At 41.6% G+C, this 15243-nt stretch carries 19 protein-coding genes; 4 read left to right on the top strand and 15 right to left on the bottom strand.

Features of this window, described 5'->3' with window-relative positions; translation table 11 throughout:
• Positions 1-253: transposase (locus ACEYCN_RS03830; RefSeq protein WP_373712981.1), on the top strand; the 253-nt coding region annotated here is incomplete at its 5' end.
• A gap of 41 nt (positions 254-294) precedes the next feature.
• Here the strand turns inward: ACEYCN_RS03830 and ACEYCN_RS03825 are convergent.
• The 8 genes from ACEYCN_RS03825 to ACEYCN_RS03790 form a co-directional block, all read right to left on the bottom strand.
• Positions 295-1248, bottom strand: coding sequence for an ABC transporter permease (locus ACEYCN_RS03825; protein ID WP_373712980.1), 954 nt, complete (start codon positions 1246-1248; stop codon positions 295-297).
• Position 1249: 1 nt separating this feature from the next.
• Entirely contained in the window at positions 1250-2311 is a 1062-nt protein-coding gene (locus ACEYCN_RS03820) for an ABC transporter permease (protein WP_373712979.1), read from the bottom strand.
• Between the two features lie 14 nt (positions 2312-2325).
• Complete coding sequence (locus ACEYCN_RS03815; protein ID WP_373712978.1) at positions 2326-3846, bottom strand: ABC transporter ATP-binding protein; 1521 nt, start codon at positions 3844-3846, stop codon at positions 2326-2328.
• 129 nt (positions 3847-3975) lie between these two features.
• Complete coding sequence (locus ACEYCN_RS03810; protein WP_373712977.1) at positions 3976-5028, bottom strand: BMP family protein; 1053 nt, start codon at positions 5026-5028, stop codon at positions 3976-3978.
• A gap of 73 nt (positions 5029-5101) precedes the next feature.
• Positions 5102-5491, bottom strand: a complete 390-nt coding sequence (locus ACEYCN_RS03805; protein ID WP_373712976.1) for a cytidine deaminase — start codon at positions 5489-5491, stop codon at positions 5102-5104.
• A complete protein-coding gene (deoC, locus tag ACEYCN_RS03800) occupies positions 5478-6140 on the bottom strand; it encodes a deoxyribose-phosphate aldolase (protein WP_373712975.1) in 663 nt (220 codons plus the stop codon). The genes ACEYCN_RS03805 and deoC overlap by 14 nt, the downstream gene beginning before the upstream one ends.
• Positions 6141-6156: 16 nt before the next feature.
• Entirely contained in the window at positions 6157-7434 is a 1278-nt protein-coding gene (locus ACEYCN_RS03795; protein WP_373712974.1) for a pyrimidine-nucleoside phosphorylase, read from the bottom strand.
• Positions 7431-8021: a class I SAM-dependent methyltransferase gene (locus tag ACEYCN_RS03790; protein WP_373712973.1), complete on the bottom strand. Its 591-nt coding sequence runs from the start codon at positions 8019-8021 to the stop codon at positions 7431-7433. The genes ACEYCN_RS03795 and ACEYCN_RS03790 overlap by 4 nt, the downstream gene beginning before the upstream one ends.
• Before the next feature lie 127 nt (positions 8022-8148).
• Between ACEYCN_RS03790 and coaA the strand changes: the two genes are divergently transcribed.
• From coaA to ACEYCN_RS03775, 3 genes are read left to right on the top strand one after another with little or no spacing between them, the layout of a single operon-like run.
• Entirely contained in the window at positions 8149-9069 is a 921-nt protein-coding gene (gene coaA, locus ACEYCN_RS03785) for a type I pantothenate kinase (RefSeq protein WP_373712972.1), read from the top strand.
• Between the two features lie 56 nt (positions 9070-9125).
• Complete coding sequence (gene rpsT / locus ACEYCN_RS03780) at positions 9126-9374, top strand: 30S ribosomal protein S20 (RefSeq protein WP_083915257.1); 249 nt, start codon at positions 9126-9128, stop codon at positions 9372-9374.
• Positions 9375-9426: 52 nt separating this feature from the next.
• On the top strand, positions 9427-9936 hold the full coding sequence (locus ACEYCN_RS03775) for a topology modulation protein (protein WP_373712971.1): 510 nt from the start codon (positions 9427-9429) through the stop codon (positions 9934-9936).
• A 19-nt stretch (positions 9937-9955) separates the two neighbouring features.
• Here ACEYCN_RS03775 and ACEYCN_RS03770 read toward each other — a convergent pair whose 3' ends face one another.
• The 7 genes from ACEYCN_RS03770 to ACEYCN_RS03740 all read right to left on the bottom strand — a co-directional run.
• Positions 9956-11341 (bottom strand): sensor histidine kinase, encoded by a 1386-nt coding sequence (locus ACEYCN_RS03770; protein WP_373712970.1) that lies wholly within the window; start codon positions 11339-11341, stop codon positions 9956-9958.
• A complete protein-coding gene (locus tag ACEYCN_RS03765) occupies positions 11331-12005 on the bottom strand; it encodes a response regulator transcription factor (RefSeq protein WP_373712969.1) in 675 nt (224 codons plus the stop codon). The genes ACEYCN_RS03770 and ACEYCN_RS03765 overlap by 11 nt, the downstream gene beginning before the upstream one ends.
• A 67-nt stretch (positions 12006-12072) precedes the next feature.
• Positions 12073-12408, bottom strand: a complete 336-nt coding sequence (locus ACEYCN_RS03760) for a hypothetical protein (protein ID WP_373712968.1) — start codon at positions 12406-12408, stop codon at positions 12073-12075.
• Between the two features lie 104 nt (positions 12409-12512).
• On the bottom strand, positions 12513-13169 hold the full coding sequence (gene phoU / locus ACEYCN_RS03755) for a phosphate signaling complex protein PhoU (RefSeq protein WP_373712967.1): 657 nt from the start codon (positions 13167-13169) through the stop codon (positions 12513-12515).
• Between the two features lie 35 nt (positions 13170-13204).
• Entirely contained in the window at positions 13205-13963 is a 759-nt protein-coding gene (gene pstB, locus ACEYCN_RS03750; RefSeq protein WP_373712966.1) for a phosphate ABC transporter ATP-binding protein PstB, read from the bottom strand.
• A 9-nt stretch (positions 13964-13972) separates the two neighbouring features.
• Positions 13973-14776, bottom strand: coding sequence for a phosphate ABC transporter ATP-binding protein PstB (pstB, locus tag ACEYCN_RS03745; protein WP_373712965.1), 804 nt, complete (start codon positions 14774-14776; stop codon positions 13973-13975).
• 60 nt (positions 14777-14836) lie between these two features.
• The coding region (locus ACEYCN_RS03740; protein WP_373712964.1) for an ABC transporter permease subunit at positions 14837-15243 on the bottom strand (407 nt) is incomplete at its 5' end.

The following is a 15243-nucleotide window of genomic DNA, read 5'->3' as shown; positions in this document are numbered from 1 at the left end:
TCCTATTTTCCAGACAGTATTTAAGACATTTCTAAAGGATAAGGACAAGGTTTTAAACGCCTTGGAATTACCTTATTCTAACGCCAAACTGGAAGCCACTAACAATCTCATCAAAGTCATAAAGCGAAATGCCTTTGGCTTCAGGAACTTTAAAAACTTCAAAACAAGAATTCTTATTGCTTTGAACATAAAGAAAGAGAGAACAAATCTCGTTCTCTCTAGGGTATGCTTTTCATCAACCCACTACAGTTGACAAAGAGCCAAAAAAGCTTGAGACATTCGTCTCAAGCTTTCTTATTTTGATTTGATGTAATTGACACCGTCTGCTTTAGGAGCTACTGCCTTACCAAAGAAGGCAGCCAAAGCAATCACAGTGATTAAGTACGGAGCCATTTGAAGATAGACAGCTGGGACATTTTGGAGTCCTGGTAGCTGGCTTCCAATAACCGCCAAACTTTGAGAAAGACCAAAGAAGAGACTAGCTAACATGGCACCAAGTGGATTCCACTTACCAAAGATAACAGCAGCCAGAGCAATGAAGCCTGAACCAACAATGGTGGTTGCTGAAAAGTTGATGTTTACAGATTGGGCACTCACCGCACCACCAATACCGCCAAGGAATCCTGCAATCATAACACCTGCAAAACGCATTTTATAGACATTGATACCTAGTGTATCCGCAGCTTGAGGGTGCTCACCAACAGAACGAAGACGGAGTCCAAAGCGAGTTTTATAAAGCACAAACCATGCAATAAAGGCAGTTAGAATGGCTAGATAACCCATCAAACTGGTATTTTTGAAGAAGAGGTCTCCAATGACTGGAATTTTTGATAAACCAGGGAATGAAAACTTACCAAATGACTGTCGGATGGAATCTGTCTGCCCTTTGCCATAAATAACCTTAACGAGGAAGACTGAAAGAGCGGGTGCCAGAAGATTGAGCACTGTACCAGACACAACATGATCCGCACGGAAAATAATCGTTGCGGTGGCATGAATCAATTGAAATAGAATTCCTACCAGGCCACCCAGCAAAACAGCGAGGAGCGGTGTCATTTTGCCGAACTGTTCTGCAAATTCGATATTGAAGACAACCCCAGCAAAGGCACCGATAACCATCGTTCCTTCTAGCCCAACGTTGACAATACCAGCACGCTCAGAGAAGACTCCTCCCAGACTAGTGAAAATCAGGGGCGCTGAGTAGATTAGCATTTGCGAGATTAGTAAAGTTAACAAGTTCAAACTCATTTTATTTACCTCCTTTCGCAAACCATTTTGACCGTAAAACTTGTTCAAAGATGAATTTCACACCGATGAAGAAGATGATAGATGCGGTCACTACGTTTACCAATTCTGGTGGAATTTGAGCTCGTACCATCCCTGATGAACCGACTGATAGGGCACCGAAGAGGAAGGCTGCAAATGGGATTCCGAGTGGGGAGTTAGAAGCCAGCAGAGCTACTGACATACCGTTGAAACCAATGTCTAGGTTAGCTGATTGAATGTAAACATTTTGGAAGGTTCCTAGACCTTGTACTGCTCCTCCTAGTCCAGCCAGGGCTCCGGAGATAACCATGGACAAAACAATGGTCCGTTTGGTGCTCATCCCCGCATAGTCTGCAGCATTTGGATTGAGACCAGCAGCACGGATTTCAAAGCCCAGAGTTGTTTTAGCAAACAAGAACCAGATAACCACTACTGCGATGATAGCAAAGATGATACCGATGTTCATACGGGAATTATCTGTTAAGGCCCGTAACCATTCTGTTTGATAGGAAGCATTGGCCGATACGTTGATACTGGAGTCAGTATTTTTCATCAATTTGTCAGAAAATACATCTCGGATGATATAGTTTGAAAAATAGAGCAGGATGTAGTTCATCATGATGGTCACGATAACTTCACTGGTACCAAGGAAGGCTCGTAAAAATCCAGGAATAGCACCAGCAATACCTCCAGCCAGCATGGCAATGATGACTGTCGCTAGAATCAAGAGCGGTCTTGGCATATCAGGATTTGCAAGGGCAAACCAACCTGCAAATACCCATCCAACAAGAGCTTGGCCTGATAGACCAACATTGAAGAAGCCAGCCCGACTCGCTACAGCAAAACCGAGGGCTGTAAAGACGAGAGGGGCAACTGCCCGGAAGATTTCTCCGATATTTTTAACTGAACCAAAGGCTGTATAGAAGAGTTCTTCGTATCCCCAGATTGGGTCAAAGCCAAAGACTAACATAATGATTGCCCCAAGTAGCAAGCCTGCCAGGACTGCCATTAAGGGAATCAGGATACTTTCATATTTTTTTAGCATGTTGATTTCCTTTCTTACTTGAGGTGACCACCAGCCATGAGTTTACCAAGTTCTTGCTTAGTGGTCTCAGCTGGCAAAACAATACCATGGATACTGCCATCATGGATAACAGCGATACGATCAGAAACATCCAGAATTTCATCCAGTTCAAAGCTGACAACAAGGACGGCTTTCCCCTTGTCACGTTCAGTAATCAAACGCTTGCGGATGTATTCAATAGCTCCGACATCCAATCCTCGAGTCGGCTGACTGACAATCAAGAGATCCGGATTTCGGTCAATTTCACGCGCAATAACAGCCTTTTGCTGATTTCCTCCAGAAAGAGACTTACCTGGAATCAACTCTCCAGCGCCACGGACATCAAATTCTTCCATGAGCTGACGAGCTTTTTCATTGATTTTAGAGTAATTAAGGATCCCATTTTTAGATATTGGTTCTTTATAGTAGGTCTGTAAAGCAAAGTTTTCAGCTACTGTCATTTCCAAAATCATCCCATCGCGATGACGATCCTCAGGAACATGCCCAACACTGAGTTCTGTAATTTTACGTGGAGAATAATGGGTCACATCTTCTCCCTTGATGCTGATTTTTCCAGATTTCACCTTACGCAGTCCAGTGATGGCTTGAATCAGTTCGCTCTGACCATTTCCATCAATCCCCGCAATTCCAACAATCTCACCTGCCCGGACTTCAAGAGAAAGATTCTTAACAGCAGGAATCCCACGATTTTCATTGACTACAAGATTCTCAATGGATAGGATAACTTCTTTTGGATTCGCCGCAATTTTTTCAGTTTTAAAGGAAACAGAGCGACCAACCATCCATTCGGCTAGGTCATCATTGGTAGCACCCGCAACTTCAACAGTCTCAATCGATTTCCCTCGTCTGATAACTGTTACACGATCTGCAACTGCACGAATTTCATCTAATTTATGGGTGATCAGAATGATGGATTTTCCTTCTGATACCAGGACTTTCATAATTTTCAGAAGTTCCGTGATTTCATCTGGTGTTAGAACGGCTGTTGGCTCATCAAAAATGAGCAAATCTGCACCACGATAAAGAGTCTTAATGATTTCTACACGCTGCTGGGCACCGACTGAAATATCAGCAACCTTGGCAGTAGGATCCACATCCAGACCATATTTTTTAGAGAGTGCTGTGATTTCCGCCATGGCATTTTTCAAATCAATCATGCCGGCTGCATTGGTCGACTCCGAACCAAGTATAATATTTTCAGTAACGGTAAAAGCGTCAACCAACATGAAATGCTGGTGCACCATCCCAATACCAAGCTGTGCTGCCTTTGATGGCGATTCAATGGTAACATTTTGACCATTGATTAAAATTTCACCGCTAGTAGGCTCGAGAAGTCCGGCCAGCATATTCATGAGGGTGGATTTACCCGCACCGTTTTCCCCAAGGAGGGCATGAATTTCGCCTTTTTTGACATTCAAATTAATCTGGTCGTTTGCAACAAACTCACCAAACCTCTTTGTTATGTCTCGCATCTCGATGACATAATCCTTTGTCATAATCTGTTCCTTTCAAACTGTCATTTTTTGTCAGTAAAACCTACCAAAAATGATAGGCTTTACTGAGAGAAAATCTCTCAGTTTCCCAAAAAAGCGACCGATTTAGTCGCCTTTTCGGGTCTTGTGTTTTTATGGTTTTTCTGGAACTTCAACTTTACCATCCAAAATTGCTTTTTTAGCATCTGCTACTGCTTTCACAGCATCATCTGAAAGGTTTGTTTCAGCCAACTCAACACCTTTATCTTTAAGTGAGTAACGAACAACTTCACCACCTGGGAATTCGCCATCAGCAGCTTTAGTTGCAATATCTTTAACGGCTGCACCAACTTGTTTCAAAGTTGAAGCCAATACAAAGTTAGATTCTTTACCGTCTTTTGAAGTGTATTCACCTTCTGCTGATTGGTCACGGTCAACACCGATTACCCAAACTTTATCTGCTTCGTTACGAGTTTCGTTTTCAGCTTTTGCTGCTGCAAAGACACCATTACCTGTACCACCTGATGCGTGGAAGATAACATCTGCACCCGCTGCGTATTGGGCAGAGGCGATGGTTTGACCTTTAGCTGCATCACCAAATGAACCTGCGTATTGGATATCAATTTTAATGGATTCATCGACGGATTTAACACCGGCTACAAAACCAGCTTCAAAGCGGTCGATAACTTCACCTTTCATTCCTCCAACAAAACCAACTTTTTTAGTTTTTGTTGTTTTAGCTGCTGCTACACCTGCAAGATAAGATGCTTCATTATCAGCAAACCCAACACTAACAACATTGTCTTGATCTGGAACTACACTATCCACGATAACATAGTGGGTATCCGGATTGTTTGGAGCAACTTCAGCAATAGAAGATTCCAAAGCGAATCCAATACCAAATACAAGGTTGTAACCTCCAGCTACAGCCGAGTCAAGGTTGGTAATATAGTCTGATTCAGAAGCTGATTGGAAATAGTCATATCCATTCCCTTTTGAAAGTCCAGCATCTTTACCCCATTCTTGGAGACCTTCCCAAGCAGATTGGTTAAAAGAGCGGTCATCAACACCACCGATATCAGTAATGATCGCAGCTTTGACATCTGAAGATGATGCGGTATCTTTTTTCGCAGTACGGCTACCGCAGGCAACAAGTGATAAGGCTGCAATTGTAGCCAAACCGAGTCCAACAATTTTCTTGTTCATTTCTGAACCTCCTAATTTTTTTTGCAACATCTGTTGCGTAATATGAGTTAACAGTCTGAGGACTGTTTACAGATTAATTCAAATCTGTAAAAGAATATGGAAGTAATTCCCCGACTGTCATCACGACTGTCGATTTATCTTTAGCAACTAATGTTACTGGTAAATCCTGTTTAAAAAATTCTGCCATAACTTGGCGACAAGCACCACAAGGTGAAATAGGTTTTTCCGTTTCTCCGTAAACAACCAATTCTTTAAAATCAGTCACCCCTTCGGAAATTGCTTTGAAAATGGCTGTTCGCTCACCACAGTTGGTCAAAGGGTAGGCAGCATTTTCGATATTGCACCCCGTAAAGACACGACCATCATCTGCAACCAGGGCTGCACCAACTGGAAAGTGTGAATAGGGAACATAGGCATATTGACTGGCTTTAATGGCTGTATCAATCAGTTTAGTATCCGCCATCCGCTTTTTGTCCCTCCATGATTGCCACACCTGAGGATGCTCCGATGCGTGTCGCACCGGCTTCAATAAAGGCAAGAGCATCTTCCAAAGAACGAGCACCGCCAGAGGCCTTGACTCCCATGTCTGGACCGACTGTTTGGCGCATGAGAGCTACATCCGCCACCGTTGCACCTCCAGTTGAGAAGCCCGTTGAAGTCTTCACAAAATCAGCTCCTGCTCTTTGAGCCAATTTACAAGCACGAACTTTCTCATCATCTGTCAATAAGCAGGTTTCGATAATCACTTTAACCAGCTTATCGCCACTAGCTTTGACCACTGCATGAATATCTGCTTCTACAAAATCGTCATCCCCAGCTTTGAGACGGCCAATATTGATGACCATATCAATTTCATCAGCACCATTTTCGATGGCATTTTTTGTTTCAAACGCCTTGACAGCTGAAGTATTGGCACCCAAAGGAAATCCAATAACAGTACAAACTTTTACATCTGTTCCATGTAATTCACGCGCAGCCAAAGGAACCCAGGTTGGATTAACACAGACACTGGCAAAATCATATTGCTTAGCCTGCTCAATCAAGGTTAAAATTTGTTCTTCAGTTGCTTCTGGCTTCAAGAGGGTATGATCAATATATTTGTTCAATTGCATTTTTCTACTCCGTACGTTATGAGACGATTTCTAATATTTCCTTCGTCTTTACCACAACATCTTCTATTTTAACATTTTTTTGAAAATCTGAAAGCATTTCATCTGAAATTTTTATGTTACTGAAAATGGTTGCAATTTTTTCATTTTCATCAACAGTTTGACCAACTTTCTTTGTGAAAACAATTCCAGATTCGTAGTCTAATTCATCTGTCTTGACAGCCCGACCCGCTCCTAGTTTCATAGCAAAGAGACCAAATTCTAAGGCAGGTAGAGCAGCAATCGTTCCTGAACGCTCAGCCAAAACATCTACTTGATAAGCTACTTGAACTGGACGGTAGAGATCCTCCAAATCTCCTCCTTGGGCTACGACCATCTCCTCAAATTTCTTGAGGGCTGCACCATTTTCGAGATGTCTACGAACTTCTTCTACACTTTTCTCAACATTGGCTAAGCTGAGCATAATTTGGGCCAGTTCACAGATAAAATGCGTGACATCCTCCCGCCCCTTACCTTGCAAAATATCCAAGGCTTCTAATATTTCGAGACGATTGCCAATAGAGGTGCCGACTGGTTGTGACATATCCGTCAAGACAGCAACTGTCTTGCGTCCCACTGCCTTGCCCAAGTCCACCATTGTCTGAGCGAGTTGTCTCGCATCCTCAATATTTTTCATGAAGGCGCCCTCGCCAACCGTTACATCAAGGAGAATGGCATCTGCACCTGCAGCGATTTTTTTCGACATAACTGAACTCGCAATCAGCGGAATTGTATCCACGGTTGCAGTCACATCCCGCAGAGCATAGAGCAGCTTATCAGCCTTCACCAATTTATCAGATTGCCCAATGACCGAGACACCGATATCCTGAACTTGCTTAATAAACTGATCCTGCTCCATTTCGATCTGATAGCCCTTGATAGATTCGAGTTTGTCTAAAGTACCACCTGTATGTCCCAAACCTCTTCCACTCATCTTGGCAACTGGAACACCAAAACTAGCAACCAGGGGAGCTAAAATCAAGGTCACCTTATCACCAACACCACCGGTCGAATGCTTGTCGACTTTAATCCCTGCTATTGCAGATAAATCAATCTGTTCACCAGTTGCTACCATAGCCATGGTTAAGTCAGAAATTTCTCTAGTCGTCATCCCTTTAAAATAAATGGACATAGCGAAAGCTGACATTTGGTAGTCTGGAACCTCCCCAGAAACATAACCATTGATGAGCCAGTCAATTTCTGCCTTGCTTAATTCGAGCCCATCTCTTTTCTTTTGAATAAGGTCAACTGCTCTCATTCTTTCACGCTTTCAAGGATATAATAACCCTTGTCTTTCTTTAGAATTTGACAATTTCCAAAGACTTCTTCCATCTTGGCCTTGGCACTGGGTGCCCCTTGCTTTTTCTGGATGACAATGGTCAGACTTCCTTGGTCCTCCAAATGACGGAAGGCGCCTTTAATAATTTCATGTACTACCGATTTTCCTGCACGAATAGGAGGATTGGAAACGATGTAATCAAAGTTTCCTTCCACATCATCATAAACATTAGACTGAAAAATACGGGCATTAACCTGATTTTTCTCTGCATTGGCCCGCGCTAGATCCAGAGCGCGACTGTTAATATCAATCAAGGTTGCTTTGACTCCAAAAACTTTGCCCAAAGTCAAACCAAGTGGACCATATCCACAGCCCACATCCAATAATGTTTTATCTGGTTCTAAATCCAAGGTGTTCAGCAAAACTTGACTACCATAGTCCACCATCCTCTTGCTAAATACTCCAGCATCTGTGAGGAATGTCATGGGAGTATCCAACAATCGTACACGCAGCTCGTGAATATCGTGGTCTGCTTTAGGATTTTTTTCATAGTACATGTTTGTCATGATATTATTATACCACTATAAAAAAACGTTTTCAATACTTTTAATTATACACTTCAAACTTTTATTTTTGCAGGAAAAGGACTGGTTCTTTCTTCTCAAATCCAAAAAATCATGCTAGAATAGGGCTATGAAACGAGAATTAATCAATTTTGAAAAAATTAGCCGTCAGACCTGGCAAAGATTACATCGAGATACTACGGTTCCTCTCACCCAGGAGGAGCTCAATTCTATCAAGAGTTTGAACGATAAAATCAGCCTCAAGGAAGTTTTAGATATCTACCTGCCTCTTATTAACCTAATTTCTATTTATAAAAAAGCCAGCGAAGATCTTTCTTTTTTCAAGAGCATCTTTTTGCAGGAAAAAAATCGCTCACGTCCTTTTATCATCGGTATTTCAGGAAGTGTAGCTGTTGGCAAATCAACCACCAGCAGGCTTCTACAAATCTTACTGTCTCGCCGCTTCAAATGGGCTAGTGTAGAGATGGTGACAACGGATGGTTTTCTCTATCCGAATAGGTTTTTGGAAGAAAAAAATATCCTTGATAGAAAAGGTTTCCCCGAGTCTTATGATATGGAACTCCTGCTAAATTTCCTTGATTCCATCAAAAATGGGGAAGAATTTGAGATTCCAGTGTATTCACACGAGGTCTATGATATTATTTCAGATGAGAAAGTTACCATCCAGCCGGTAGATTTTCTGATTGTTGAAGGTATCAATGTTTTTCAAAATCCGCAAAACCAGACCCTTTATGTCAGCGATTATTTTGACCTCTCCATCTATGTAGATGCGGATGTTGCCAATATCGAAACCTGGTACCTGGAACGCTTCCAGACCCTGCTCAAGTTGGCTGAAAAAGACCCAAACAACTACTATCACCGTTTTACCCAGATGCCCTTTAATCAGGTTCTGGCCATCGCTCAGGATACCTGGAAGAATATTAATTTAGCCAATTTGGAGAAATATATCGAACCCACCAGAAGTCGGGCTGATATCATTCTTCATAAGGGGCAAAACCATGAGATTGACGAAATTTATCTAAAAAAATAGATTTCTCTTGTCAAACCATCTATTTTCAGATATAATGGTATGGTTAGTATAGAAAGGTGGAGGTGAAACCATTGGCAAACATTAAATCAGCTATTAAACGCGCTGAATTGAACGTAAAACAAAACGAGAAAAACTCAGCTCAAAAATCGGCTATGCGTACTGCTATCAAAGCATTTGAAGCAAATCCTACTGAAGAACTTTACCGTGCTGCAAGCTCAGCAATCGATAAGGCAGAAACAAAAGGTTTGATTCACAAAAACAAAGCAAGCCGCGACAAGGCACGTCTTGCTGCTAAACTTGCTTAATGACTAAAACGACCGATTTCGGTCGTTTTTTCTTACCAGAAAAGGATACAGTTTGAAGATTTTAATTATCGGTTATTCAGGGAGCGGGAAATCAACATTGGCTCAGCTACTAGCAGATCACTACCAGATTCCAAAACTCCATTTGGATCAACTCTTTTTCCTAAAAAATTGGCAGCCGCGCCCTGAAAAAGACTTTATTGGTGAGCTGAAAATTTTTCTGAAAACCAAACAAGACTGGGTTATCGACGGTGTCTATAGTCGTTTTCTATTGGAAGAACGGTTGGAGGCTGCAGATCAAATTATCTTTCTCGATTTTCCCAGATGGCTCGCTTTTGGGAGAGTCTGCAAACGGTATTTGACATATCGTGGAAAAATTCGTCCATCTGCTCCGGTCGGGTGTCAAGAAAAACTAGACTGGCCTTTTATCAAGTTTCTCCTCTTCACCTCAAGACATCCAAAACGCCAGAAAATGTACCAAGAAATTTGCCAGACCTATTCCGACAAAATCATCACCCTACATTCGCAAAAAGAATTAGATTCCTTTATTGGGTATTTAAAATAGCCAAAGTCTCTGACTATGGCTATTTTATCTTAACTGGTAAACGAATTTCAAAGATGGACCCTTTTGGAAGGTTATTTTTGACAGTTATACTGCCATTCAGCGTATCTAAAATCTGCTTTGCTAACGAAAGGCCCAGTCCAAAGCCACCCTTTTGTCGGGTTCTAGCCTTATCGACTCGATAAAAGCGATCAAAGATTTTCTTCTTATCCGCATCACTGATACCAAGACCGTCATCCGCAACAGAAAATACGAGTTGTCGTTCTCGAATATCCAATTGAAGCTGAATATGACCCCCATCTTCTGTGTATTTTAGTGCATTATCAAAAAGGATGGTCATTACTTGTTTCAAGAGAGTTTTATCCGTATAGATCGTCTGGTTGATTTGATTTTGAACTTTGAGATGGCGATTGTTTTCTTCTGCCATTATCATATAATTTTCAAGAATAGTGTTAAAGAAACTTGGCGGAATCGGAACAATCTCAGCCTTCAGGCCATCATCACGACGGGCAAGATTCATCAGATTGGTGGTCAACAGTCGCATATTTCGGACTTCTTCCAGACTAGAAGCAATCTTTTCACTTGATTCAAGAATCGTTGCCTCTGGTTTGCGGAAGAGACTTTCTAGGCGGTTTTGAAGCACTGCCAGCGGCGTCCGCAGTTCATGACTGGCATTCTCCACAAAATCCTTCTGCTTTTGAAAACTAATTAAGAGCGGCCTGACACTAACACGAGCCAGATAAAAACTAGCAATTATCGAAATCAACCAAAAGCTAACCATAACCAGTAGAACTGTAGCTTCGTAACGGGAAAGTGAGTCTCTTATTTGAGTCGTGTTAAAGAGGACTGTCGCATACTGGACACTGACCCCTGTACTTTGGATGGAGGCTTCTTGAGAAATATCCACCGTCATCATCCGATAGGTTTCGTCATCATCAAAGGCTGTTGTTACCGTTTTTTCAACAATTTTGGTTAAGTTTTCAGTATCTAGTTCAATACTAGCTAGACCAGACATGGTATCAAGATTATTGACAATATTGCCATTTTTATCGTACAAAATCACATGGTAGTTTGTATTCAATCGTAATTTCGAGGGTTTGAAAGATTGGTCTGGTTTGAAAGCATCATCTGGATTAATGTCGTTTTTCGTATCAGCAGGTTTTTCTTCTTGCTCCAAAATCACTTCTGCATTGGAAGAGATCCCTCTAGCCAGAGCAAAGTTGACAATCAGACTCGGTTCTTCAAGAAACTCCTTGAAATTTTCATCTGAGCTTTGATACATGGTCAGACGCATGAGCTGAAAGATAATCATCGTCATCAAACCAAAAATCAGGGTGAAGACTGCAAAATAACGAATAAAATAGGAAAAATTCTCTGTCCTAAACAGACGCTTCATCTTATTCAACATCTTTTAGGATATAACCGACACTGCGGAGGGTCTGTAGATTTTCACCAAATGCCGTCCCTTTCAATTTTTTTCTGATTTTTGATACATACACTTCAACCACTGAAATAGTCGTATCGCTGTCAAAGCCCCAAATTCGGTCAAAAATCTGTGTTTTAGGCAGAATCACATTTTGATTTTGTAAGAAATAAACTAACAAATCGAACTCTTTACCAAGTAATTCCACTTCTTCCTCATCAGCTAGGGTTGAATTAGTAGCCAAATTTACAGTGATGTCTCCATAGGTTAAGACATTTTCGTTAAACTTGCCTGAACGCTTTAAGAGAGCCTGGATGCGCATCTTCAGTTCTTCAAGGTAGAATGGTTTTGTTAGATAATCATCCGCTCCCAGTTCAAATCCGTGGCCCTTATCATCTAGACTTTCCTTAGCCGTCATAATAAGAACAGGTGTCATAACACCTTTTTCCCGCAATTCTTTTAAGACTTGGAAACCATCTTTTTCTGGCAACATCAAATCTAGGAGAATCAAGTCATAGACACCAGACTCTGCTTCATAAAGTCCTTCATCTCCGTCAAATACCTGCATAACATCTGCAAAATCATCCAGAAAATCAAAGACTGAGTTGGATAAACTTAAATCATCTTCAACGAGTAAAATCTTTATCATAGGATACTCCTTTTTCTGACCACATATTTTTTCCATTATACCATGAAAGCACTTCTTTTACCAAAACCTATTGACTATTTGTATCCTGGGAACTATCCTTTTCACTAGCACCAGATGTCGCATCTGTCTCGTCATCATTTGGTACTTGGTTCGAATCAAATGGTTGTTGAGCACTGTTTCTATCTTCTTTAAAATCAGGTCTGGGACGTTCTCCTCGTTCAGTAAAACCGATAGGTTTTCTCTCAAACGTTTGCTGGTCCTGCTTATTGACAGCTAAACCAGCGATAAAACCAACAGCCAGACTGAAGATAGCTAGGGCTGAGATCCAAATTTTTGGGAATTGTTTAACCTTTTGAATGGTTTTTGTAAACCTTTCTTTGATAGTTGGTTTTTCGTTTTGCATTATAAGCCTCCTTTCATTTTGATGTTTTCAGTATAAATCAGTTTCCTTAAACAATACTAAAAGAGGTTGGATAGTTCCAACCCCTTAGTTCCTGTGTGAAAAGTTTACAATTCGGTGATTTTTCCTGTATTAAGGTAAACAACCCATTCACAGATATTTTTAGCGTAATCGCCGATACGTTCCAAGTAAGAAATCACCTGGAAATAATCGCGACCGGTCACAATAGAATCGGGATCTTTCTTAATCTCCTCCGTTGCTAATTCACGAATTTGATCAAAGTACTGATTGATGAGTTCATCTTTGGCTGCAATATCGTAGGCTTGATCACTATCCCCCTTATGCAGGTATAGGTCCAGAACTGCTTCAACCAACTGACGCACCTGACGGCCCATCTTGTTAATCTCTTCTTCTACTGCTGGAATACGAACTTCACCCTTCATCCGAATGGTCGCTTCTGCAATGGAAACCGCATGGTCACCCATCCGCTCCAAATCACTGGTTGCCTTCAACACAGTGATAACTGCACGAAGGTCAGCAGAAACTGGTTGCTGCAAGGCAATGATTTCCAGTGATTTTTGTTCTAATTTCAATTCGAATTCATTGATTTTCGCATCTGCTTCAATGATTTCTTTAGCCAGTTGACGGTCATGAGTAATAAAGGCACGAACAGTCTTATTAATCTGTCCTAATACCTCATTTCCCATTGCGTAAAACTGGTTATGCAATTTATCTAATTCTTCCTCAAATTGAGAGCGTAACATAATATCCTCTTTTCCCAGGCAGATAAGTTGAAAACCTATCCAAATTTACCTGTAATGTAGTCTTCTGTTTCCTTGTGTACTGGTCCCATGAACATTTCCTTGGTCGTGTTGTACTCAATCAAGTCACCTGCCAAGAAAAAGCCTGTTCGATCAGAAATCCGAGATGCCTGTTGCATAGAACGTGTGACTACGACCATGGTGTATTTGTCCTTTAGATTATAAAGGGTTTCCTCGATTTTTCCTGCTGAAATAGGGTCCAAGGCTGAAGTTGGTTCATCGAGGAGGATGATTTTTGGACTGGTTGCTAGCACACGAGCCACACAAACCCGCTGTTGTTGACCACCTGAAAGTCCAAGGGCTGAGTCATGCAAACGGTCCTTGACTTCATCCCAAATGGAGGCTCCAATCAGGGATTTTTCAACTGCTTCATCCAAGATTTGTTTATCCTTGATGCCCTTAATCCGCAAACCATAGACTACATTTTCATAAATGGTCATTGGGAAGGGATTGGGTTGTTGGAAGACCATGCCGATTTCCTTACGTAAATCAACGGTATCTGTACGAGGGCTGTAAATATTGTGACCGTTATAGGTAATAGCACCTGTCAGGGTTACTTCTGGATTCAAATCTCCCATGCGGTTGATAGAACGCAGGAGTGTAGATTTTCCTGAACCTGACGGTCCGATGAGTGCCGTGATTTCATTGGGATAGAAATCCAATGACACATTGTTTAGAGCTTTTTTCTTATTGTAATAAACCGACAAGTCTTTTACTTGTACAATTGGTTCTGCCATGACTTCCTCCTATCCAAATCGACCAGAAACATAATCACTGGTAGATTGACATTTGGCATTCTGGAAAATATTAGCTGTCTTGTCATACTCAATCAAGTCACCTAGATAAAAGAAGCCTGTGTAGTCACTTGCACGAGCAGCCTGCTGCATATTGTGCGTTACGATGACAATGGTGTAGTTCTTCTTCAATTCAAACATGGTTTCTTCCAGCTGCATAGTCGCAATTGGATCCAGGGCTGAAGCTGGCTCATCCATCAGCAGGATGTCCGGTTTGACCGAGATGGCCCGAGCGATACATAGACGTTGCTGCTGACCGCCTGATAGGGTAAAGGCTGACTTGTGAAGATCATCTTTGACTTGATCCCAGAGGGCTGCCTGTTTGAGAGAGGTTTCAACGATTTCGTCCAAGACTTTCTTATCCTTGACACCTGCCCGTTCATAGGCAAAGGTAATGTTGTTATAGATTGATTTGGCAAAGGGATTCGGGCGTTGGAAAACCATACCGATATGCTTGCGCATTTCATAGACATTAATGTCAGGGGCATTGACATCAATTCCCTCGTAGAGAATTTCTCCAGTAACTTTTGCGATATCGATTGTATCATTCATACGGTTCAGGCTGCGTAAAAAAGTGGATTTTCCGCATCCAGATGGACCGATAAGGGCTGTGATTTTGTTTTTTTCGAACTGCATATCAATACCATTGATAGCTTCTTTTTGACCATAATACACATGAAGGTCTTTGGTTTCAAGAGCTACAATTTCTTTTGGAAAGGTAATGATATGGCGTTCATTCCAATTGTATTCAGCCATGTATTCTCCTATTTAATTAGTAGTTTCTTACACATTTTTCTTCAAAAATGAGTGGTATGATTATTGGGCAGATGTTAATTTCTTATGCAAGACTTTACCAATTCTGCGCGCTGCTAAGTTGAAAATCAGGATGAAAATCAAAAGTACTGCAGCACTTCCGGCAGAAACAAGGGTGCCATCTGGGATGGTACCTTCACTATTGACCTTCCATATATGAACAGCCAAGGTTTCTGATTGACGGAAAATAGAGATTGGACTGGTCACACTGAAAGGGTTCCAGTTGGACCAATCAAGAGCTGGTGCAGATTGACCAGCTGTATAAATCAATGCTGCCGCTTCACCAAAGATACGACCAGAAGCCAAGACGATACCCGTCACGATACCTGGAAGAGCTTCTGGAATCACGACGTGGAGGACTGTTTCCCAACGAGAAATTCCTAGGGCCAAACCAGCCTCCCGCTGGGTAT

It is taken from the genome of Streptococcus sp. (assembly GCF_041802885.1).
GTDB lineage: Bacteria > Bacillota > Bacilli > Lactobacillales > Streptococcaceae > Streptococcus.
Note: the sequence above shows the minus strand (reverse complement) of the source record. Positions and strands in the feature narration are given on the sequence as shown.

Excerpts from the sequence above, each read along its gene's own strand:
- ACEYCN_RS03795 (WP_373712974.1), bottom strand. The coding sequence starts at position 7,434 with ATGAGAGCAGTTGACCTTATTCAAAAGAAAAGAGATGGGCTCGAATTA.
- ACEYCN_RS03765 (WP_373712969.1), bottom strand. The coding sequence starts at position 12,005 with ATGATAAAGATTTTACTCGTTGAAGATGATTTAAGTTTATCCAACTCA.
- phoU (WP_373712967.1), bottom strand. The coding sequence starts at position 13,169 with ATGTTACGCTCTCAATTTGAGGAAGAATTAGATAAATTGCATAACCAG.
- ACEYCN_RS03790 (WP_373712973.1), bottom strand. The coding sequence starts at position 8,021 with ATGACAAACATGTACTATGAAAAAAATCCTAAAGCAGACCACGATATT.
- pstB (WP_373712965.1), bottom strand. The coding sequence starts at position 14,776 with ATGGCTGAATACAATTGGAATGAACGCCATATCATTACCTTTCCAAAA.
- ACEYCN_RS03815 (WP_373712978.1), bottom strand. The coding sequence starts at position 3,846 with ATGACAAAGGATTATGTCATCGAGATGCGAGACATAACAAAGAGGTTT.
- deoC (WP_373712975.1), bottom strand. The coding sequence starts at position 6,140 with ATGCAATTGAACAAATATATTGATCATACCCTCTTGAAGCCAGAAGCA.
- ACEYCN_RS03805 (WP_373712976.1), bottom strand. The coding sequence starts at position 5,491 with ATGGCGGATACTAAACTGATTGATACAGCCATTAAAGCCAGTCAATAT.
- ACEYCN_RS03760 (WP_373712968.1), bottom strand. The coding sequence starts at position 12,408 with ATGCAAAACGAAAAACCAACTATCAAAGAAAGGTTTACAAAAACCATT.
- ACEYCN_RS03770 (WP_373712970.1), bottom strand. The coding sequence starts at position 11,341 with ATGTTGAATAAGATGAAGCGTCTGTTTAGGACAGAGAATTTTTCCTAT.
- ACEYCN_RS03810 (WP_373712977.1), bottom strand. The coding sequence starts at position 5,028 with ATGAACAAGAAAATTGTTGGACTCGGTTTGGCTACAATTGCAGCCTTA.
- ACEYCN_RS03820 (WP_373712979.1), bottom strand. The coding sequence starts at position 2,311 with ATGCTAAAAAAATATGAAAGTATCCTGATTCCCTTAATGGCAGTCCTG.
- coaA (WP_373712972.1), top strand. The coding sequence starts at position 8,149 with ATGAAACGAGAATTAATCAATTTTGAAAAAATTAGCCGTCAGACCTGG.
- pstB (WP_373712966.1), bottom strand. The coding sequence starts at position 13,963 with ATGGCAGAACCAATTGTACAAGTAAAAGACTTGTCGGTTTATTACAAT.
- ACEYCN_RS03825 (WP_373712980.1), bottom strand. The coding sequence starts at position 1,248 with ATGAGTTTGAACTTGTTAACTTTACTAATCTCGCAAATGCTAATCTAC.